The sequence below is a fragment of the Bradyrhizobium sp. AUGA SZCCT0158 genome, from assembly GCF_018130065.1.
Lineage (GTDB): Bacteria > Pseudomonadota > Alphaproteobacteria > Rhizobiales > Xanthobacteraceae > Bradyrhizobium.
In genome coordinates, this window is the sequence record NZ_JAFCME010000002.1 from 133,628 (window position 1) to 152,988 (window position 19,361).

A 19,361-nucleotide genomic window follows, 5' to 3' on the forward strand; every position below is an offset into this window, starting at 1 on the left:
CCGCGTCCGCATACGCTACAATGCCGATTGACTAGCCTCCGACGCCGCGCCCATAATCCCGGTGCAAGGGGCTTTATGCACGTAGCGACCACAAGAGTCGTGACCAATCAGTGCAAAGGCGGGGGTAACAGGCTTGTCGGCATCGCGGCGTCCAATGTTCGGCGAGCAACAGCGGTTCATGCTGTTTCTCATTGCGCCGGCGGCACTTCTGATGCTGCTGTTTCAGGTGCTGCCGATCGTGATCGGCGCCAATGCCAGCTTTCGCGACTGGGCGCTCTATAACCCGAAGAAGATCTGGGTCGGCTTCAGCCACTATTACGCGGTGCTGTCGGATCCGGCGTTTCTCTACACGGTGCTGCCCAACACCTTCCTGTTCATGATCCTCAGCGTGGCCGGGGCGCTGGTGGCGGGACTGGCGCTGGCGCTGCTGCTCAACCGTCCGTTTCGCGGGCAAAAGCTGGTGCAGACCATCCTGCTGGTGCCGCTGATGGTGGCGCCGGTCGTGGCCGCGATCATGATCCGCTGGATGTTCAACGACCAGTTCGGCATCGTCAACACGGTGCTGGAGGCGATCGGGCTGGAAGGCCAGCCCTGGCTGGTGCAGCGCTGGAGCGCCTTCGGCATCATCCTGCTCACCGACATCTGGCTGTGGACGCCGTGGTTCACGCTGCTGCTGCTTGCCGGATTGCAGAGCCTGCCGAAAGAGCCGTTCGAGGCCGCCGCGATCGACGGCACCACGACCTGGCGCGTGTTCAGGTTCCTGACGCTGCCGATGCTGCGCCCTGTCATCGTGGTGTGCGTGGTGATCCGCGCCATTGATGCCTTCCGCACCTTCGACATCGTGTGGACGCTGACCGGCGGCGGGCCGGGCCGCTCGACCGAGCTGTTCAGCCTCTATGCCTATGTGCACGCGTTCCTGAACCTCGATCTCGGCCGCGGCTCGGCGGCGGCGATCATTGGCGGGCTCATCATCCTCGTGATCGGCGTGGTGCTCTACCGCCTCGTCGACCGCATCGCAAAGGCATGAGCCAAGGAAATATCCCATGCCGATCGTAACCCGCCCCGATTTCCTGCCGGGATTGCCGAAATGGAGCCGCAAGACGCTGTTCGCGCTGGCGCTGTTCGGCATCTGCTTTGCGTTCGCGTTTCCGGTGCTGTGGCTGATCCTGACCTCGCTGCGGCCGGAATCCGGCGTCTATTACGTCCATCGCGGCACCGAATTCACGCTGGCCAGCTTCGCCGAGGTGCTGACCGACGACCGCATCGTGTCGGCCTTCCTCAACAGCGCGCTGATCTCGACGCTGGCGACCATCTTCTCGCTGCTGGTCACCGTCTCCAGCGGCTACATGCTGTCGCGCTTCACCGGACCGGCGTCGCGGATCTGGTTCGGCACCATCTACGTGTTCCGCTGCATCCCCTATATCTCCTGGGTGCTGCCGCTGTACTTCGTGACCCAGAGCTGGGGCCTCTACGACACCTATACCGGCCTGCTGCTGCCGCATGTCGCGGTGCATATCTGCTTCTTCTCGTGGCTGATGAAGGGGTTTTTCGACGGCATCGATCCCAGCATGGAATACGCGGCGATGATCGACGGCTGCACGCGGTGGGGCGCCTTCATCCGCGTCGCCATACCGTCGGCGCTGCCGGCGATCTCGGCGCTGGCGGTGCTGTGCTGGCTGTTCACCTGGAACGAATTCCTGTTCGCGCTGATCCTGACCGGAAACCGCGTGCCGATGATCACGGTTGTCATGGCGCAGTTCGTCACCGAGATGGGGCTGCGCTGGAATTTGATGGCGGCGACCGCCGTGATGGCGCTGGTGCCGGCGTTCCTGGTGGCGCTGTTCGGGCAGAAATATGTGATCCGGGGACTGCGTATCTAACAACGACGGGGACGCTTAATACGACGAGGAAACAACACCAAAAACGAGGGAGGGAAGCGATGAAGCAACTGACCAAACTGGCTGTCGCAACGACGGTGGCCCTGTGGGCCGCCGCGGGAAGCGCGAGCGCCCAGGTGACCGAACTGCGGATCGGCTACCAGCCGAGCCCGATCCAGGACAATTCGATTGCGATGTTCGAGGCCTGGGGCGCCAAGAACGGCGTCAAGATCGTCAAGGTGCCGAACTCCTACGGCGTCTATGTCGAGAAGATGACGGCGTCGCTGACGTCGAACTCCGATCAGTACGACGTGATCTGGCACAATGACGATTGGGGCCAGACCTGGGCGCATCTGCTCGAGCCGATGGATGACGTCGAAGCCAACAAATTTGCCTCCAAGTGGAGCATGTCACCGATCGTGTTCGGCAACGACAAGGGCCAGAACACCGTCGTGCCGATGGGCCAGACCTTCAGCGTGTTCTTCTACCGATCCGACCTCGTCAAACCCGAGGAAGTGCCGAAGACGCTGGATGAACTCGTCACCGTGAGCAAGAAGCTGCAGGCTGACGGCAAGGTGAAGTTCGGCTATGTCGCCGGCGCGTCGATGAACAACTCCTGGTTCACCTGGTTCTGGTCGATGTGGGGCAACAATTGCGACGTGCTGCTGCCGCCCTATGAGCGCGACAACAAGAAGCTCGCCGCGAACGGCTGGAAATCGGGCATGACCGAGCCCTGCATGCAGAAGAACGTCGAATATTGGTGGGATGCGATCAACACCCACAAGATCGTGCCGCGCGGCATGCCGGCCTATGACCGCAACGAAGCCAACGCCGTGTTCATGGCCGGCGACGCCGCGTTCACGGTGGCGGATTCGCTGTGGTGGGGCACGTTCAACGATCCCGCCAAGTCGAAGATATCAGGCAAGGTGGCTGCGACGCGTTTCCCGCTCGGTCCCGACCGCGCCAAGCCGTTCGCCTGGGACGACATCTGGGGCTGGGCGATCCCGAAGTCAATCTCGCCGGAGCGTAAGAAGAAGGCCAAGGAAATGCTCAACGCGATGATGCTGGACAAGGAAGGCCAGAAGAAGCTGTTCAAGGCGACCGGCGCGCCGCCGCCCAACACCGAGTTCTGGGCGGAAATCGCGGCGGAAGACGCCTTCATGAAGCTCTTGAAGGAATCGGTGCTGGATTCGCCGGACAAGGTGCGCGGCGCCTATTACTTCCCGCAATGGCCCGCCGTGCACAAGGCGTTCAACGACACCGTCACCAAGGCCGTCACCGGCAAGCGCGAGGATATCGCAAAGGTGCTGGCCGACGGCGCGCCGCTGGTCAGCAAGGCGGCGCAATAAGTCGAAAGCAATATCCCGCCGCGGGAAATCGCGGCGGGATTATTTTGGGTCAACAGGTCTTTTCCTTGACGCGTTTTCTTCACGCGAACCGGTATCCACTTCGCTCGAAAACGCTCTAGTACGGTAACGGCGGGTAAATGGCAGCGATTTCACTCAGCAAGCTCAACAAGCATTATGGCTCGCTGTTCCACGCCGTAAAGGACGTCGATCTCGAGATCGCCGACAAGGAATTCGTGGCGCTGGTCGGCCCGTCCGGCTGCGGCAAGTCGACGACGCTGCGCATGATCGCAGGGCTGGAGGACATCAGTAGCGGCGACATCCGCATCGGCAACCGGGTCGTCAACGACCTGCCGCCGCGCGACCGCGACATCGCGATGGTGTTCCAGAACTACGCGCTCTATCAGCACATGAGCGTCTACGACAATCTCGCCTTCGGCCTGCGCAACAAGAAGACGTCCGAAGCCGAGATCAAGGCTGCGATCGACCGCGCCGCGGGCATGCTCGGGCTGCACGAATTGCTGGCGCGCAAGCCGAAGCAATTGTCCGGCGGACAGCAGCAGCGCGTCGCGCTCGGCCGCTGCATCGTGCGCAATCCGGAAGTGTTTTTGTTCGACGAGCCGCTGTCGAACCTCGACGCAAAACTGCGCGCGCAGATGCGGATCGAGATCAAGCGCCTGCATGCCGCCATTCCGACCACGTCTGTGTTCGTGACCCACGACCAGGTCGAGGCCATGACGCTGGGCGACCGGGTCGTGATCATGCGCGACGGCCGGGTGCAGCAGGTCGGCACGCCGCTGCAGGTCTACGGCAAGCCCGCCAACAAATTCGTCGCCGGCTTCATCGGCGCGCCCGCGATGAACTTTGTCAGCGTCACCGTGCGCAGCGATGGCGGCGCGACGACGGTCGAGGCTGATGGCCTCAAGCTGACGGTCGGCGGCGCCGATGCGCGCGCGCTCGCGGCTTACAACGGCAAGCCCGTGATCATGGGCGCGCGGCCCGAACATCTCGCGCTCGGCGAAGGTGCGCCGGGCGCCAGCTTTGACGCCCACGTCGAAGTCGTCGAGCAGCTCGGCTCCGAGATCCTGCTCGAAACGCGTGTGGGGAGCCACGGCATCACGGTGGCCCGGGTGCCGGCAGAAACGGTGATCGCGCGCGGCGATCAGGTCCGTGTCTCGGCCCAGCCCGGCCGGCTGCACTTCTTCGATCCGGAAACGGAATTGCCGATTACGACTTCGTAGGGTGGGTTAGGCGAAGCCGTAACCCACCGTGATGCCAAGAACGAAGATGGTGGGTTACGCTTCGCTAACCCACCCTACAAAGCTCACCGCTTCACCGCACCGGTCGGGCTGGCAAACCCTTCCATGGTCCGGATGCGCTTTTCCAGCCACCAGCCATATTCGGGCGCCCAGTCCTCGAATCGGCGGTTGATGCCGAGATCATGCGCCCAGTGATGGGCGATGTTGGGATTGTACTGCGATTGCCGCCCGACCGCGATCAGGTCGGCCTGGCCCTTTTCCAGCACCGCTTCGGCCTGCTCGGCTTCAAGGATGATGCCGACCGCCATGGTGGCGATATCGACTTCCTTGCGGACACGCTCGGCATAGGGCACCTGGAAACCGAGGCCGCGCGGCACTTGGGCGGCCGTCGCCGAGCCGGAAATGCCGCCGGAGGAACAGTCGACCACGTCGACGCCGCGCGCTTTCAACTCGTGCGCCAGCGCCACCGTGTCATCCATGTTCCAGCCGTTCTGCGCGCCGTCGACCGAGGACACGCGCACGAACAGCGGCATCGTATCAGGCATTTCGCGCCGCACCGCCTCGACGATGTCGAGCGGCAGCCGCATGCGCCCCTGGCGGTCGCCGCCATACTCGTCGTTGCGGGTATTTGATATCGGCGACAGGAACGAGGCCAGCAGATAGCCATGCGCCATATGAACCTCGATCACGTCGAAGCCGGCCTTGACCGCGTTCTTCGCCGCGTGCGCCCAGGTCTTCACCATGGCGCGACAGTCTTCGGTCGTGAGCTGGCGCGGCGTCAGCCATCCCGGCGCCACCGGCTCGCTGGTCGGGCCGACCGGCTGCCACAGCTTGGCGCCCGCCTTGATCTCATCTTGTGTGAGCGGCCCCATGCCATTCATCGCCTTTTGCGAGGACGATTTGCGGCCGCCATGCGCGAGCTGAAGGCCGATCGCGGTGTTCTCGCGTTTCATGAAAGCGATCAGCGGCTTGAAGCTTTCGACCTGGGCGTCGTTCCAGATGCCGAGATCGAACTCGTTGATCAGGCCGATTTCCTCGACGCCGGTGGCCTCGACAAAGACAAGACCAAAACCGCCGAGCGCGTATCGACCGAGATGTACCTGATGAAACATGCCGCAGGTCGCCCCGGGATCGGCGCGGTAATGCACCATCGGCGGCACCACCAGGCGGTTCTTCAGCGTCAGATCGCGGATCTTGAAGGGCTGGAATAGCAGGGGGCGTGCGGGATCGGCGGAGGGCGCGTCGGACATCGGTGGCCTGTGGCGTGAACTGCGGGTAGCGAATGATCCATCATTTGAAATCCACGGTCCAGCCAGCCCTTGCATGTCATGCATGCAGCAACGCTTCGGCCCCCTAGTCGCCACCAACGGTGACATCGAGGCCGGCGGCCTTCAGCGAGGCGACGGTCGCCTCAAGATGGGTCCGGTCTCGGGTTTCGATGACAACCTCAAGCACCACCGCCTTGGCTGGCAGGTCGGTGAAGATGCGTTGATGGGACACCTCGACGATATTGGCGCCTGCCTTGCCCAGGACGGCGACGACCATGCCGAGCTGTCCGGGCCGATCCACGATGTCGAACTTGAGCTTCGAAAGCCGGCCTTCCCTCGCGAGTTGACGCGTCAGCACACCGGACAGGAGCCGCGTGTCGATATTGCCTCCGCTCAGCACGAGGCCGAGCGAACGGCCCTTGAAGCGGGCCTGATCGGCGAGTACCGCCGCCAGGCCCGCCGCCCCCGCGCCCTCGGTCACCGACTTCTCGATGGTGATGAAAAGGCTCAACGCGTGTTCAATCTGCTGTTCGGTGACGAGTACGATATCATCGACGAGCGCGCGCACGATTTGCGACGTGATCTGGCCCGGTGCCTTGACGGCAATGCCCTCCGCAAGCGTATCACCGCGCATCGCAAGATGTTCCCCCTTGATGAGGTTGTACATCGAGGGATAAAGCGCGGCCTGAACGCCGACGATCTCGATATCCGGCTTGAGGGTCTTGGCCGCAACGGCGATGCCGGATATCAGGCCGCCGCCCCCGATTGGAACGATCAGGACGTCGAGATCGGGCACCGAAGCCAGCATCTCGAGCGCGATGGTACCCTGACCCGCGATGATCAGCGGATCGTCATAGGGATGGATATACGTCAAACCCTGTTTTCGACCGTAGTCGGTGGCGAGCGTGGCGGTGTCCTCCAGCGTCGCCCCACCTTCGATCACGGTCGCACCGTGCCGGCGCGTGTTCTCGATCTTCACCATCGGCGTGCCCACCGGCATGAAGATGGTCGCAGGGATCGAGAGGCGGGCCGCGTGATAGGCCACGCCCTGTGCGTGGTTGCCCGCCGAGGCCGCTGCCACGCCGCGCTGCCGTTCGTCGACTGACAACGCAGACAGCCGATTGAGCGCGCCGCGCTCCTTAAACGTCGCCGTAAACTGCAGGTTTTCGAATTTCAGCCATATGTTCGCGCCGGTGATGTCGGACAATGTACGGCTGGACTCGAAGCTCGTCCGCTTCACGAAGCCGGCGAGCACGCCTGCCGCCGCCTCGATATCGCCAAGGGTAACCGGCAGGTGCGCGAGGGAGGCTTTCAACGTCTCGGTCATAATCATCTAATCTCTGCCGACCGCTCCACGCAGTAAGGGCGCGGACGGCGGGTTACGCTACGCCAACCCACCCTATGAGCTATCTCAGGAAAAAATACAGCAGGAGATACAGCAGGGATACCGCGCTAACCCACCCTACGACACCACGAAGCTACGAAGCTGCGCTCCGCCTTTGCGCGCGCCACCACACGCCGAAGGCGATCACGACCGCGGCCGCGAGGCTGAACCAGGTGATGGCGTATTGCATGTGGTCGTCCTTGAGATGGACATTGAGCGGCCCCGGTTTCGGGATGCCGCTCTCGGGCACCGGTGATTCCAGATCGATATAGAACGGCGCGACCGCCTTGCCGCCCTCGCCCCAACCGAGCGCGCGCCCCATCGCAAGATGATCGCGGGTGAACCAGAGCCGCTTGGCGATATTCTCTGACGGCGTCAGCGTGCCGGCGGCTTCGGGAAAACGAAGATAGCCGGTGAATTTGACCGGCTGGCCGGTGACGAGACGGCCGACCGCGCGATCCTGCTGCGCGCGATCCTGCATCGTGTTCTGCACGAAGCCGGTATTGACCGCGACGATTGCCCCATCGGCGCTTTGCGCCGGCAGGAACGCCCAGGTGCCTGGACCGGACACGTCGTTACGGACCGAAGAGCCGGAGCTATAAACCATCACATCGGGAAGCCGCTCGTAAGTTCCGGTGAAGCTGACGCGGCGGAATTCGTCTTTGGCTGGTGTCAGCGTGCCCCATTGCGCCTGCTCCGGCAGCGCCTTGGGCACATCGGCCAGCCTTTCGTTGAGGGCCGCGATCAGCGCGTGCTTCTGGACGCGCCGCTGCAATTGCCAGATCCCAAGGCTCAGGCAGGTCACGATCATCACGAGCGTAAAGATGGCAAAGCCGAGCGTACCACGCCGCCGCGCAACAACGCCGGTCATTTCGGCTCGCGGTCGATCAGGCGGCCGGGTGCGGCCTTGTGATGGTATTGCAGCGCGATCAGCAGCGACTTCATCGAGCGTAGCGGCAACAGCGTGGTTGCGAGAATTAATGGCAGCCACAACGCCGCATGCAGCCAGAACGGCGGCTGGTATTTGATCTCCACGACCAAGGCCGATCCGACGACGATCGCGCCGGCGATCATGATGATGAAGATCGCCGGCCCGTCGCCGGCGTCGATGAAGGCGTAATCGAGCCCGCAGGCCTCGCAGTTCGGCCGCAAATTGATGAAGCCCGCGTAGAGCTTGCCCTTGCCGCAGCGCGGGCAGCGGCAGGCGATACCGCGCAATGCGCTCTCGGTCAGCGTGGGGAGTGCCTCGTCCATTTGCGTCCTCGCGCCACCTTCTCCCACAGGGGAGAAAGCGCACTCCATAGCGCTCTACGCAGCCCCACGCAACCCTACCAAGTGATTGTAGTTGCTAAGTTTATTTCCTTCCTCCCACTCCATGTCCGGAACATTTTGGCGGACACCATGGCCCGCCAGGCGCGTTCTACATGACTGGAAAATCGCACGCTGCGCGCCTTCGAGGCGACTGCCCGAAGCGGCACAAGGGGAGGTGTGCGTGGCTTTAAGGTATGGAAAGTTTGGAGAACTCAGTACCTTGCAACGACGGGGCCACCGAACCGGTAGGCTAATCCTATCATTCCAATGTGCGTGTTGAGCTTCAAATCCGTGGCTACCGTCACAACTGAAACACCGGGTGATACCAGCACCAGCGAATTGCTCCACGTTCCGAAGTCCGAGTAACGATACTCCGCACGAAGCATCCAGTTTGCGAAGATTTTCGCGTCGATGCCGACTCCGGCCGTCCAGCCCGTTCGGGTGGTGCTGTTCGTCGCCGTCGTAAGAAGGGGGACTGGAGTTGGTCCGCAAAGCGGATCCGTAAAGCTGGTTTCGCAGGTTATCGAGTTGGAGAAGTTCTGGAACGCAATACCGCCGGTCCCATAGAGCAGAACATTGGGAGTTACCAGAAATCCGAGCCGGCCCCGCACGTTCGCATCCCATCTGGCTCTCACGCTCGATACATCGAGGCCGGGGCCCGGGACACCCAAAATGCAAGTGACCGTGCAGCCGGGCGCGCCCACCGTCGTGACGGTGCCGTTAAAATACGCGGCATCGAGGACAATGCCTGCAACCCATTGAGGCGCGAACTGATAGTCGTATCCGGCAAAGCCGCCGAAGCGACCGCTTGAGGGGCTAAAGCGTCGAGGCGAGCTACCGTCTACGGTTGGGGGAGGAATTACAAAGCCCGGCGCGACAACGCCAATCGACGTAGTGGTCCAATCGGCGTTGGCCTGCTCGCCGCCGAGCGAGGCTCCAACATAAAAGCCTGTCCAGGTCGAAACCGCTGCTTCAGGCGCGTAGCGAGGAGCTTTCACAGCCATGTCGGCAGCGGACGCGCCCATTGCGCTGGACGCGAGAACGGATATTGCCAAAGCAAGTTTTTTCATAGAAAGCCCCAAGCACTCGTGGAACGGCCCGGACCAGAGCTTAAACGGGTTCATCGTGCCCAGATGTATCGTCCAAGCCACAGTCGAGACATTTCGGACTTACATGTGGAACCCTGTTCCGCGCTTGCAGCCGGACCGGCAAGGCCGTGCGGCTGCACCCCTTCCGGTAGATCAAGTCCCACGCCGACAGATCCGGAAGGCTACGGATGATGGCGGTTTGCCGCCCGTGGTGGAGCGGCCACAGGACCAGCATCAGCCTTGAGGAGCAATTTGGAGCAGCCTGAATGAAATTTCCAGGAAGCACGGCTCGAAGCAGCGGTGGCGCCTCGCAAGAATCGCCCCGACGGTCAAGTTGAGCGTCATCCGATCATATCAAGTCGCTTTGCAAAAAGCCCTTGCCGTGTAAAAAAACCGCCTCGCGCCGTGATACCACCACCCCACTCTTTCGAAGAGAAATCTGGATTCTCTTTTCGAAAGGTGAAGTATCTTCTCGTTGACAAAAACCTTGTGCGGATTTCTGGGGGCGCCATTTGTTTCGACAGGAACAAATTCGGCATCATAAATCAGCCCATGCAACTCCGCGAAGATCATGGCTTCGATGGCCAATATATCGATAAAGTATTTTTTATATTTATCATCACCACGAAATTTCGTGCTTTGCGGATGATACTTTCTGGTTGCCAGCCACGCATAGATTGCTCCTGAATCAAACAGGAAAGCGGCGGCGGCTTCCATGCCGCCCTTGTCTTTTACCGCCAGCGCGAAGGCTTTCCGACGACGGACGCCATTCTCGATGAGTGCCTCTGCAATGCTCAACGGGGCATAACTCTGCGCACCATTGCTGGTAAGATTGCTCTGGTAAAACCTACAAAAGTCGGACGCCGAGATATCTTCTATTTTAGCTTGTTCCAATGCTGTTCTGTATCTGGTTCTTCCGTCTCTTGAGATGGCTTTCAGTACCTTGTCTCTGGCTTGTGCATACGCGTCGCGCTCATATTTTTGTTTGCTGGGTGGACGGACGTATTTGGGTATTTTGATACATTCAAACCCGGCGTTGATGAACGCATCGCGAATGATGCCTGAATCATCATCCAGGATGAATTGGCAGTGACCAATCGATCTGGGAAGCTGCTTTATGATATCGGCAATCGCGCCTCGCTTCTCTTCATCACTAATGTGTTTGTCGAGAAAGACGAATGAGCTGAGGCGTCTCCAGTTATCTAAACTTGTTATCCTTGGAAAAATGCCCAGTACGTTTGTTTGGCAATATGGAAACTCGCATATTAGCTCGCCGGTTTTGTTGAACGCTTTGGCTACCCGGTGCTCCTTCCTGTACGCAATATCCACGAACCAGGGCTGGGAAAAAATCGATACCTCGTCCGGGTGCGCGCCCGCAATCCAATCGCGCTTGCTCCGGCTCTTCGGCACGAGCGTCGCCGCCAAAAGGCTGCTCCTTCAATTCTCGAAATTCGCGATATTCAATATCGTCCAACGTTTTATCGTTCAGTCTATCGGCACGCGCGGGAACTTCCCCGACCGTCCCGGCAACCTGTTCAGAGTATTCGGAGGGCGACGCAAGAGTGAGTGCGCAGAAGGATTACCCAAACCGGCAAGCCGCTCCGGCCAGTGGTGAAGGTCTCCATGCCGTCACGATCCGAGACTTCGCCCGTCGGCGAGCGCGTCAGCATGAGGATGGTTAACGCCCGGCGACACGCATCTTGATCGTTAAAAGGCAAAGCAAAGAAAAAGGGCGGCCCTGCGGCCGCCCTTGTTAACACGTGCAGTCTGCGATCAATGCCCGGCGACAGGTCCGGCGCCGCGGAACCAGACGTAGATGCAGATGAACAGGAACAGCCACACCACGTCAACGAAGTGCCAGTACCAGGCGGCGAATTCGAAGCCGAGATGCTGGGTCGGCGTGAAGTGTCCGGCATAGGCGCGGAACAGGCAGACCAGCAGGAACACGGTGCCGACCAACACGTGGAAGCCGTGGAAGCCAGTCGCCATGAAGAAGGTCGCGCCGTACATGTTGCCGGAGAACGCGAAGGTGGCGTGGGCGTATTCATAGGCCTGCACGCAGGTGAACAAGGCGCCGAGCACGACGGTGAGTATCAGGCCGTATTTCAGACCCTGGCGGTCGTTCTCCAGCAGCGCGTGATGCGCCCAGGTCACCGTGGTGCCTGACGTCAGCAACAGCAGCGTATTCAGCAGCGGCAGATGCCAGGGGTCGAAGGTCTCGATGCCCTTCGGCGGCCAGGTGCCCGGCACGCTGCAGGCGCCCGCGGCCGTGCCGGGGCCGCAGCCGAACACCGCGTCGCGGGTGGCGTGAATGGCGTCGGCCGGGAACAGCGCTGAATTGAAGAAGGCCCAGAACCAGGCGACGAAGAACATCACCTCGGAGGCGATGAACAGGATCATGCCGTAACGGTGGCTGATCTGCACCACGCGGGTGTGGTCACCCTTGAACTGGGCTTCGCGGATCACGTCGCCCCACCAGCTCGCCATGGTGTAGAGCACGCCGATGGTGCCGACGCCGAACACGATCGGTGCCGCCGCATACATATGGTGCATCCAGCCGACCGCGCCGACGGCCATGATGAAGGCCGAGATCGAGCCGACGACCGGCCACGGGCTCGGATCGACGAGGTGGTAGTCGTGATGCTTCGCGTGCGCCGTAGCCATTGCGGTCTCTCCGTTAGCGGTGCCGGATCCTTCGGCACATCTTCGTCTCAAAAATCAAGGTCAGGAATTTCGGAAGGCCGAAATCCCGGAGTTACAGGCTTCCCTTGCGCTTGTCCGACTCGCCTGAAGCCACCGGCTTCGGCGCCGGATCGCGCACGGGATAGAAGGTATAGGACAGCGTGATGGTGTTCAGTCCGTCATTCTCGCTGTCGGCGACTAGCGCCGGATCGACGTAGAACACGACCGGCATCTCGCGCTTTTCGCCCGGCGCCATGGTCTGTTCGGTGAAGCAGAAGCAGTTGATCTTCTGGAAATACGCGCCGACCGTCAGCGGGGTCACGTTGTAGGCGGCCTGGCCGACCGTGGCCCGCGCCGCCTGGTTGGTCACAGTATAAAATACGGTGACGACCTCGCCGATCCTGACCTCGGTTTCGTTCTGCTCGGGCTCGAACTTCCACGGCAGGCCGGCGCCGACATTGGCATCGAACCGCACCGAGATCTTGCGCGCCAGCGGGCCCTGCGAAGGCGCCGAGGTGGCGACCTGGGTGGTGCCATTGAAGCCGGTAGCGCGGCAGAACCAGTTATAGAAGGGAACGGCGGCATAGGCCGCGCCGACCATGAACACCACGACGAAACCACAGATCGAGGCCACCATCGCATCGCGCGTCAGGCCGCGGCGCGAAGCCTTGCGGCTTGCCTCCGGTTCCCCTTGCGCGATCGGTTGGTCTGCCATCTCCACCACCCTAAATTCCCAGCCTACATTTCCAGTTTACATGGGCCGAACTAGAACGGCCGGCCCCTTGACCATGGTGACGGCGAAGAACAGCACGACGAGCACGAGGAGCGCGAGCGCAATCGCGACCGACCGCTGGCGCCGGCTTCTTTTCTGCGCCTCGGTGAGGACGATTCCATCTGGCATCTGCTTGTCGTCCATTCCGGTCCCATGGGCCCCCTACCCGATCGCGGCGATGACGCCGCGCACGACAACCTCGAGCAGCAGCGTGGCGAACAGCGCGAACAGATAAAGGATCGAGAAAGCAAACAGCCGCCTGGTCGCACGCAGCGCCGCGGTACCCTCGCGGCGGCGGTAGACGTTGATCGCCAGCGCCATCATGCCGGCGCCGAGCACCAGCGAGGTGATGCCATAGATCGCGTCGAAATAGCCGAGCGGCCAGGGGGCGACGGCGATCGCGACCAAAACGACCGTATAGAGCAGGATCTGCAGCCGGGTCGCGTCGGGGCCGGCAACGACCGGCAGCATCGGCACGCCGGCGCGGGCATAGTCGTCGCTGCGGAACAGCGCCAGCGCCCAGAAATGCGGCGGGGTCCAGAAGAAGATGATCAGGAACAGCAGCACCGGCTCCATCGACAGCGAACCGGTCGCCGCGGCCCACGCCACGACAGGCGGCAGCGCGCCGGCGGCGCCGCCGATCACGATGTTCTGCGCGGTCCAGCGCTTCAGCAGCATGGTGTAGACCACGACGTAGAAGAAGATCGTGAACGCCAGGAGCCCGCCCGCAAGCCAGTTGACGAGGATGCCGAGCGTCATCACCGAGAAGAACGCGAGGATCAACCCGAACGCGGTCGCCTCTTCGCGCGTGATGCGGCCGCGCGGGATCGGCCGGTTGGCGGTGCGCGACATCTTGGCGTCGATATCGCCCTCATAGGCCATGTTCAGCGCACCGGAAGCGCCGGCACCGACCGCGATGCAGAGGATGGAAGTGAACGCCAGGATCGGGTGGATATGGCCGGGCGCGATCACGAGACCGACCAGTGCGGTGAAGATCACCAGCGACATCACCCGCGGCTTCAGCAGCGCGAGGTAGTCGCCGACCTCAGCCTCGGAAATCCGGGGCAGTTCGATGGCGTTGTGATCGACGACCGACAAGATTGATCTCGCTTGGTTCTAGGCCGCGGCGCGCCCGCAAGAGCGCGCCGCGAATGACAAGGTTTACTGGACCCGCGGCAGCACTTCGAACTGGTGGAAGGGCGGCGGCGACGACAGCGTCCATTCGAGCGTGGTGGCGCCGGGGCCCCACGGATTATCCGCCGCCTGCTCTTTCTTGATGAAGGCGTCGACCACGCCATAGATGAAGATCAGCACGCCGAAGCCCGAGATGTAGGAGCCGAGCGAAGACACCAGATTCCAGCCGGCGAACGCATCCGGATAGTCGATGTAGCGGCGCGGCATGCCGGATAGCCCGAGGAAATGCTGCGGGAAGAACACCAGGTTGACGCCGATGAAGGTGACCCAGAAGTGCAGCTTGCCGATGGTTTCCGAGTACATGTAGCCGGACATCTTCGGGAACCAGTAGTACCAGCCGGCGAAGATCGCGAACACGGCGCCCAGCGACAGCACGTAGTGGAAGTGCGCGACGACGTAATAGGTTTCCTGCAGCACGCGGTCGACGCCGGCATTGGCCAGCACGACGCCGGTGACGCCACCGAGCGTAAACAGGAAGATGAAGCCGATCGCCCACAGCATCGGCGTCTTGAACTCGATCGAGCCGCCCCACATCGTGGCGATCCAGGAGAAGATCTTCACCCCGGTCGGCACCGCGATCACCATGGTGGCGGCGACGAAATAGGCCTGCGTCGCCGAGGACATGCCGACCGTGTACATGTGGTGCGCCCACACCACGAAGCCGATGCCGCCGATCGCGACCATGGCGTAGGCCATGCCGAGATAGCCGAACACGGGCTTGCGCGAGAAGGTCGAGACGATCTGGCTGATCATGCCGAAGCCGGGCAGGATCAGGATGTACACTTCGGGATGGCCGAAGAACCAGAACAGATGCTGGAACAGCAGCGGGTCGCCGCCGCCGTCGGCGGAGAAGAAGGTGGTGCCGAAATTGCGGTCGGTCAGCAGCATGGTGATCGCACCGGCGAGCACCGGCAGCGACAACAGCAGCAGGAACACGGTGACCAGGATCGACCAGACGAACAGCGGCATCTTGTGCAGGGTCATGCCCGGCGCGCGCATGTTGAAGATCGTGGTGATGAAGTTGATGGCACCGAGGATCGACGAGGCGCCGGCCAGATGCAGCGACAGGATCGCGAAATCGACCGCCGGTCCCGGATGGCCCGAGGTCGACAGCGGCGCGTAGATGGTCCAGCCCGCGCCGACACCGTTGGCGCCCGGCTCACCCTCGACGAAGGTGGACATCAGAAGCAGCGCGAACGAGGCCGGCAGCAGCCAGAACGAGATGTTGTTCATGCGCGGGAACGCCATGTCAGGCGCACCGATCATCAGCGGCACGAACCAGTTGCCGAAGCCGCCGATCATCGCCGGCATCACCATGAAGAAGATCATGATCAGGCCGTGCGAGGTCACGAACACGTTGTAGGTATGGGCTTCGTGGAACAGCTGGACGCCGGGATACATCAACTCGATACGGATCGCGATCGACATCGCCGCGCCGATAACGCCGGCGATGACCGCGAACACCAGGTACATCGTGCCGATGTCCTTGTGGTTCGTCGAATAGACGAAGCGCCGCCATCCGGTCGGATGCGCGTGCGCGTGGTCATCATGGGCGTGATCGTGGTGTGTCGCTGCGCCTGTTGCCATGTTCAAATCCTGCCTTGCAGTCCTTTTGTCGGACCTTGCGGTCCTGTCGCCCTTTTCGGACCTTGCGGTCCCGTCGCCCTTGTCCCTTGCGCCTAAGCCTTAAAGCTTGCCTGAGCTTTGCGGCTTACTGCGCCACCGCGCCACCAGCCGAGGCGTACGAATTCGCCGGGTTGGTCGCATATTTCTTCTTCGCGGTTTCCACCCAGGCCGCGAATTCCTGATCGCTCACGACCCGCACCGCGATCGGCATGAAGGCGTGATCCTTGCCGCACAGTTCGGAGCACTGGCCGTAGAACATCCCGGTCTTGGTGGCCTTGAACCAGGTCTCGTTGAGGCGGCCGGGGATGGCGTCGATCTTGATGCCGAAGGCCGGCACCGCGAAGGCGTGGATGACGTCGGCGCCGGTGGTCAGAACCTTGACCACCTTGTTGACCGGCACCACCATCTCATTGTCGACGCCGAGCAGCCGGGGCTTCTTGTCCGCCGCCATCAGCGAATCGAACTCGAACTTGCCGTGATCGGGATAGGCATAGCTCCAGTACCACTGCTTGCCGGTCGCCTTGATGGTGAGATCCGCCTTCGGCACGTCGAGCTGCAGAAACAGCAGCCGGAACGACGGCACCGCGATCGCGACCAGAATCAGCACCGGGATCAGGGTCCAGGCCACTTCGATCAGGGTATTGTGGGTGGTCTTGGAGGGGACCGGGTTGGCCTTGGCGTTGAACTTGACGACGACCATGACCAGCAGCACCAGCACGAACAGCGTGATGATGGTGATGGTGGCGAGCAGCCAGTTATGGAACCAGATGATGTAGTCCATCACCGGCGAGGCCGACTCCTGCAGGGTGTATTCCCACGGCGCTGGCTGCCCCAATTCGGCTGACGCCGTACCGCCGGCGACAAGGGCCATGCCCGCCACCGCAAACCCCAGCAACCGCCGGCCAATCTGGCCCTTCGACATCTTCATGCCGCTCGCGCTCCCTTGATAAATCCCCAAAGCATCCCCGCCGGATGGCCGGAAATGCCGCACGATCCGCCCTCACAAACAGCCCGCCGGAGGTTAGGAGCACCGGGGCCAGATCGCTAGAACGCTTCGAAATCCAGCCTCTCAAACCATAATTCGCAGGCTCTCGCAATGCAGTAGTGGGGACCAAAGCCATGCGTCACCGGCTAATCTCTGCATGTCAGGTTTTCCCGGTGAATCAGACAAAACCCACCTTTTTGTCCGGCCGCGCCGCTTGACAGGCGGATTACCGGATGTACGCACAGGCAGGGTGCGCCGCGGGGACCTGATTCGCCGCTGAGGCGCTTCGAGATTTGGCGAAAGACCGCCTTCAAGGCGCCGTCATTACGTATCAGTCCGAGTAATCATTCAGAGGATCGACCCGGATGAGGCGTTCAAAACATCAGGCAGGACGCAAGCCAGGGCCAGGCCGCTGGCTGGGCGGATTGCTCGCCACAGCCTTCCTGCTCGGCCTGACCGAGGCTGCCAGCGCCCAGGGCGCGGTGCGCTCGGTCCATGGCGACTGGCAGATCCGCTGCGACACCCCGCCGGGCGCCCAGGGCGAGCAATGCGCCCTGATCCAGAGCGTGGTAGCCGAAGACCGCTCCAACGCCGGCCTCACCGTGATCGTGCTGAAGACCGCCGACCAGAAGAGCAAGCTGATGCGGGTGGTAGCCCCCTTGGGCGTACTGCTGCCCTCCGGGCTCGGCCTGAAACTGGACAACCAGGACGTCGGCCGCGCCGGTTTTGTCCGCTGCCTGCCCAATGGCTGCGTTGCCGAAGTCGTGATGGACGAAAAACTGCTCGGCCAGCTCCGCACCGCCAAGACCGCGACCTTTATCATCTTCGAGACCCCGGAAGAGGGCATCGGCTTCCCGCTGAGCCTGAACGGGATCGGCGAGGGGTATGATAAGTTGCCGTGAGGCACCGGGCGCCGCCTCAACATCCGCTTCGCTTAGTTACGCGCCACGGCACTTGCATAATAGTCGAACAACCGGCGCGCCTCGATCGAGAGCCAGTCGGCTTCACCCGTGATGTAGCCTTCGACTTGCCCGGTGACGCCGAGCAGGAAGCTGATCGGCATGCCGTAAAGCGCGAAGGGCGTGTCGACACCGTCGCTGGCGCCGGCGCGTCCCACCAGTCCGCCGGGGTCGAAGCCGATCGTAAGATGGCGAAGCTTCAACTTCTTGACGAACGGCGCGACCACCGATCGATCGCGATCGGTGGTGATGGCGACGACGGCGAGGTCGGCGCGGCGGCTTTCCGCGAGTTGATCCAGTATCGGCAGCTCCGTGCGGCAGGCCGCACACCAGGTCGCCCAGAAATTGACGAGCACCACCTTGCCGCGGAAAGACGCCAGATCGAGCGCACCGCCGCCGAGACGCGGGATCGTTACCGGCGGGACCGGCCGTGCGCCGCGAACCAGCGTGAACTGATGCCGGGCTGTTGCGAATGGCGGCGGCCCGCCGGCCGCGGCACGTCCCGGCAAGGGCGGGATCGCAAGCGAGGCGGCCGCGCCCATGACCCCCGCGACAAAGGTGCGGCGGGTCGGGCCGCGAGGCGACGTCATGTCGGATACTCCGCTGTGCAGTTTTGCATCCAGGTTCTGAATCCAAATATCACGATCGGATGTAGGACCAGCCGGCTTCCTGCAATTCGATGATGCGCCCCGGCCCGCTCGGCACGATATCGACGCCATCGATCAGCGTGACCGGACGTCCCTCTTGGCGCTCCATGCCGAGCTTGGTGGCATCGCAGACCACGAAGCGGATGTTCGAATTGACCGTCCTTAGTATGCGCAGCATGTCCTTCACCGGCGAAGTGTCGGCGCGCAGCATGTGAACGCCAGCGTTGTAGGCAACCACTTCGATCGTGAACGCTTCGTTCCGCTCCTGGTAGTATTTTGGAAGGTTGAGCGCGGTCGAGATCAGCGCCCGCATCGTGGTGGGATCATCGGTGTTGATCGGCAGCACCAGCCGATGCATCGCGACTGAAGCTGCCTTCGCCTGCGGCTTTGGGCTCGCCGCCTCCGATCCTGTCAGCAACAGGGTCACGGTCAGCGGCACCAAGAAGGCCAGGATGAGGCCCGCGGCAATCGTCCATTCGCGGCGAGAAAGGCGCATGGCAGCGGCCTCACAAATGCTTGTTCACAAGTGCCTGGCAAGCGATGCGATCTGGTCGCGCTTCGCATAGGCGACGATGGCGCTCAGTGCCAACAGCACCAGCGCGGGCACGGCCGAGCCGCCGACCACAAAGAGATGCGTGACGGTCGCGCCGATCATGATGCAGATCAGCAGCACGGCGCCGACGGCCGCCAGCGACGGCGTGAGGATCAGGAAAGCCCCGAGCACTTCCAGCACCCCCGTCAAATAGCGGAACCATTGACCAAGTCCGATGTGCTGAAATGACTCAACCAGCATCGGCACGCCATAGAGCTTGGCGCCGCCAGCGCCTGCAAAGGCAAGGGCCAGCAATCCCCTGACGATCCACAGACCGGCGGACTTCCAGCGCGGCGGCGCCGAGGCAGCAGCAAGTGACATTGTTAGCTCCCGATATGTTCCAGCGGTTCAGACCGAGCCCGCGAAGGCTT

At 62.2% G+C, this 19,361-nt stretch carries 20 protein-coding genes; 5 read left to right on the forward strand and 15 right to left on the reverse strand.

The features are described 5' to 3' along the window. Nucleotides 1–178 precede the first annotated feature (178 nt). From JQ574_RS03425 to JQ574_RS03440, 4 genes are all read left to right on the forward strand, one after another. On the forward strand, nt 179–1,027 hold the full coding sequence (locus JQ574_RS03425; protein WP_249119074.1) for a carbohydrate ABC transporter permease: 849 nt from the start codon (nt 179–181) through the stop codon (nt 1,025–1,027). Between the two features lie 16 nt (nt 1,028–1,043). Beyond that, complete coding sequence (locus JQ574_RS03430; RefSeq protein ID WP_212211225.1) at nt 1,044–1,880, forward strand: carbohydrate ABC transporter permease; 837 nt, start codon at nt 1,044–1,046, stop codon at nt 1,878–1,880. A gap of 59 nt (nt 1,881–1,939) precedes the next feature. Next, nucleotides 1,940–3,226, forward strand: a complete 1,287-nt coding sequence (locus JQ574_RS03435) for an ABC transporter substrate-binding protein (protein ID WP_212211227.1) — start codon at nt 1,940–1,942, stop codon at nt 3,224–3,226. Nucleotides 3,227–3,363: 137 nt separating this feature from the next. Further along, nucleotides 3,364–4,464 (forward strand): ABC transporter ATP-binding protein, encoded by a 1,101-nt coding sequence (locus tag JQ574_RS03440; RefSeq protein ID WP_212211229.1) that lies wholly within the window; start codon nt 3,364–3,366, stop codon nt 4,462–4,464. Between the two features lie 83 nt (nt 4,465–4,547). Here the strand turns inward: JQ574_RS03440 and JQ574_RS03445 are convergent, their stop codons facing one another. The 12 genes from JQ574_RS03445 to coxB all read right to left on the reverse strand — a co-directional run bounded on the left by JQ574_RS03445 (nt 4,548) and on the right by coxB (nt 16,735). Continuing rightward, the gene (locus JQ574_RS03445; RefSeq protein ID WP_212211230.1) at nt 4,548–5,732 is read right to left on the reverse strand and encodes an NADH:flavin oxidoreductase/NADH oxidase; all 1,185 of its coding nucleotides are present in this window, start codon (nt 5,730–5,732) and stop codon (nt 4,548–4,550) included. A gap of 103 nt (nt 5,733–5,835) precedes the next feature. Beyond that, on the reverse strand, nt 5,836–7,077 hold the full coding sequence (locus JQ574_RS03450; RefSeq protein WP_409363428.1) for a threonine ammonia-lyase: 1,242 nt from the start codon (nt 7,075–7,077) through the stop codon (nt 5,836–5,838). A gap of 151 nt (nt 7,078–7,228) precedes the next feature. After that, nucleotides 7,229–8,005: an SURF1 family protein gene (locus tag JQ574_RS03455; RefSeq protein ID WP_212211232.1), complete on the reverse strand. Its 777-nt coding sequence runs from the start codon at nt 8,003–8,005 to the stop codon at nt 7,229–7,231. Continuing rightward, nucleotides 8,002–8,388 (reverse strand): DUF983 domain-containing protein, encoded by a 387-nt coding sequence (locus JQ574_RS03460; protein WP_212211236.1) that lies wholly within the window; start codon nt 8,386–8,388, stop codon nt 8,002–8,004. The genes JQ574_RS03455 and JQ574_RS03460 overlap by 4 nt, the downstream gene beginning before the upstream one ends. A gap of 269 nt (nt 8,389–8,657) precedes the next feature. Continuing rightward, nucleotides 8,658–9,515, reverse strand: a complete 858-nt coding sequence (locus JQ574_RS03465; protein WP_212211238.1) for an outer membrane protein — start codon at nt 9,513–9,515, stop codon at nt 8,658–8,660. Nucleotides 9,516–9,887: 372 nt separating this feature from the next. After that, on the reverse strand, nt 9,888–10,958 hold the full coding sequence (locus JQ574_RS03470) for a hypothetical protein (RefSeq protein WP_212211240.1): 1,071 nt from the start codon (nt 10,956–10,958) through the stop codon (nt 9,888–9,890). Nucleotides 10,959–11,306: 348 nt separating this feature from the next. Further along, nucleotides 11,307–12,197, reverse strand: a complete 891-nt coding sequence (locus tag JQ574_RS03475) for a cytochrome c oxidase subunit 3 (protein WP_212211242.1) — start codon at nt 12,195–12,197, stop codon at nt 11,307–11,309. A gap of 91 nt (nt 12,198–12,288) precedes the next feature. Further along, nucleotides 12,289–12,930: a cytochrome c oxidase assembly protein gene (locus JQ574_RS03480; protein WP_212211244.1), complete on the reverse strand. Its 642-nt coding sequence runs from the start codon at nt 12,928–12,930 to the stop codon at nt 12,289–12,291. A 36-nt stretch (nt 12,931–12,966) separates the two neighbouring features. Beyond that, entirely contained in the window at nt 12,967–13,131 is a 165-nt protein-coding gene (locus JQ574_RS03485) for a CoxF protein (protein WP_212211246.1), read from the reverse strand. 18 nt (nt 13,132–13,149) lie between these two features. Continuing rightward, a complete protein-coding gene (locus tag JQ574_RS03490) occupies nt 13,150–14,085 on the reverse strand; it encodes a heme o synthase (RefSeq protein ID WP_212211247.1) in 936 nt (311 codons plus the stop codon). Nucleotides 14,086–14,148: 63 nt separating this feature from the next. Further along, complete coding sequence (ctaD, locus tag JQ574_RS03495) at nt 14,149–15,768, reverse strand: cytochrome c oxidase subunit I (RefSeq protein WP_212211249.1); 1,620 nt, start codon at nt 15,766–15,768, stop codon at nt 14,149–14,151. Between the two features lie 124 nt (nt 15,769–15,892). After that, the gene (gene coxB, locus JQ574_RS03500) at nt 15,893–16,735 is read right to left on the reverse strand and encodes a cytochrome c oxidase subunit II (RefSeq protein ID WP_212211251.1); all 843 of its coding nucleotides are present in this window, start codon (nt 16,733–16,735) and stop codon (nt 15,893–15,895) included. A gap of 422 nt (nt 16,736–17,157) precedes the next feature. On the opposite strand from coxB, the gene JQ574_RS03505 reads away from it, so the two are divergent. Further along, the gene (locus tag JQ574_RS03505; RefSeq protein WP_249119075.1) at nt 17,158–17,694 is read left to right on the forward strand and encodes an invasion associated locus B family protein; all 537 of its coding nucleotides are present in this window, start codon (nt 17,158–17,160) and stop codon (nt 17,692–17,694) included. Between the two features lie 32 nt (nt 17,695–17,726). Here JQ574_RS03505 and JQ574_RS03510 read toward each other — a convergent pair whose 3' ends face one another. The 3 genes from JQ574_RS03510 to JQ574_RS03520 are packed head-to-tail and all read right to left on the reverse strand — an operon-like array spanning nt 17,727 to nt 19,311. Beyond that, nucleotides 17,727–18,341: a TlpA disulfide reductase family protein gene (locus JQ574_RS03510; RefSeq protein ID WP_212211252.1), complete on the reverse strand. Its 615-nt coding sequence runs from the start codon at nt 18,339–18,341 to the stop codon at nt 17,727–17,729. A 49-nt stretch (nt 18,342–18,390) separates the two neighbouring features. Next, nucleotides 18,391–18,894, reverse strand: a complete 504-nt coding sequence (locus tag JQ574_RS03515) for a DsrE family protein (RefSeq protein WP_212211253.1) — start codon at nt 18,892–18,894, stop codon at nt 18,391–18,393. Between the two features lie 24 nt (nt 18,895–18,918). After that, complete coding sequence (locus JQ574_RS03520) at nt 18,919–19,311, reverse strand: DoxX family protein (protein WP_212211254.1); 393 nt, start codon at nt 19,309–19,311, stop codon at nt 18,919–18,921. Nucleotides 19,312–19,361: the final 50 nt, after the last annotated feature.

What these genes read in the sequence shown, in the direction of transcription:
- JQ574_RS03445 (WP_212211230.1), bottom strand. Translation starts at nt 5,732, where the DNA reads ATGTCCGACGCGCCCTCCGCCGATCCCGCACGCCCCCTGCTATTCCAG.
- JQ574_RS03515 (WP_212211253.1), bottom strand. Translation starts at nt 18,894, where the DNA reads ATGCGCCTTTCTCGCCGCGAATGGACGATTGCCGCGGGCCTCATCCTG.
- JQ574_RS03510 (WP_212211252.1), bottom strand. Translation starts at nt 18,341, where the DNA reads ATGACGTCGCCTCGCGGCCCGACCCGCCGCACCTTTGTCGCGGGGGTC.
- coxB (WP_212211251.1), bottom strand. Translation starts at nt 16,735, where the DNA reads ATGAAGATGTCGAAGGGCCAGATTGGCCGGCGGTTGCTGGGGTTTGCG.
- JQ574_RS03430 (WP_212211225.1), top strand. Translation starts at nt 1,044, where the DNA reads ATGCCGATCGTAACCCGCCCCGATTTCCTGCCGGGATTGCCGAAATGG.
- JQ574_RS03440 (WP_212211229.1), top strand. Translation starts at nt 3,364, where the DNA reads ATGGCAGCGATTTCACTCAGCAAGCTCAACAAGCATTATGGCTCGCTG.
- JQ574_RS03520 (WP_212211254.1), bottom strand. Translation starts at nt 19,311, where the DNA reads ATGTCACTTGCTGCTGCCTCGGCGCCGCCGCGCTGGAAGTCCGCCGGT.
- JQ574_RS03485 (WP_212211246.1), bottom strand. Translation starts at nt 13,131, where the DNA reads ATGGACGACAAGCAGATGCCAGATGGAATCGTCCTCACCGAGGCGCAG.
- ctaD (WP_212211249.1), bottom strand. Translation starts at nt 15,768, where the DNA reads ATGGCAACAGGCGCAGCGACACACCACGATCACGCCCATGATGACCAC.
- JQ574_RS03505 (WP_249119075.1), top strand. Translation starts at nt 17,158, where the DNA reads ATGAGGCGTTCAAAACATCAGGCAGGACGCAAGCCAGGGCCAGGCCGC.
- JQ574_RS03475 (WP_212211242.1), bottom strand. Translation starts at nt 12,197, where the DNA reads ATGGCTACGGCGCACGCGAAGCATCACGACTACCACCTCGTCGATCCG.
- JQ574_RS03425 (WP_249119074.1), top strand. Translation starts at nt 179, where the DNA reads ATGCTGTTTCTCATTGCGCCGGCGGCACTTCTGATGCTGCTGTTTCAG.
- JQ574_RS03455 (WP_212211232.1), bottom strand. Translation starts at nt 8,005, where the DNA reads ATGACCGGCGTTGTTGCGCGGCGGCGTGGTACGCTCGGCTTTGCCATC.
- JQ574_RS03435 (WP_212211227.1), top strand. Translation starts at nt 1,940, where the DNA reads ATGAAGCAACTGACCAAACTGGCTGTCGCAACGACGGTGGCCCTGTGG.
- JQ574_RS03480 (WP_212211244.1), bottom strand. Translation starts at nt 12,930, where the DNA reads ATGGCAGACCAACCGATCGCGCAAGGGGAACCGGAGGCAAGCCGCAAG.
- JQ574_RS03460 (WP_212211236.1), bottom strand. Translation starts at nt 8,388, where the DNA reads ATGGACGAGGCACTCCCCACGCTGACCGAGAGCGCATTGCGCGGTATC.
- JQ574_RS03465 (WP_212211238.1), bottom strand. Translation starts at nt 9,515, where the DNA reads ATGAAAAAACTTGCTTTGGCAATATCCGTTCTCGCGTCCAGCGCAATG.
- JQ574_RS03450 (WP_409363428.1), bottom strand. Translation starts at nt 7,077, where the DNA reads ATGACCGAGACGTTGAAAGCCTCCCTCGCGCACCTGCCGGTTACCCTT.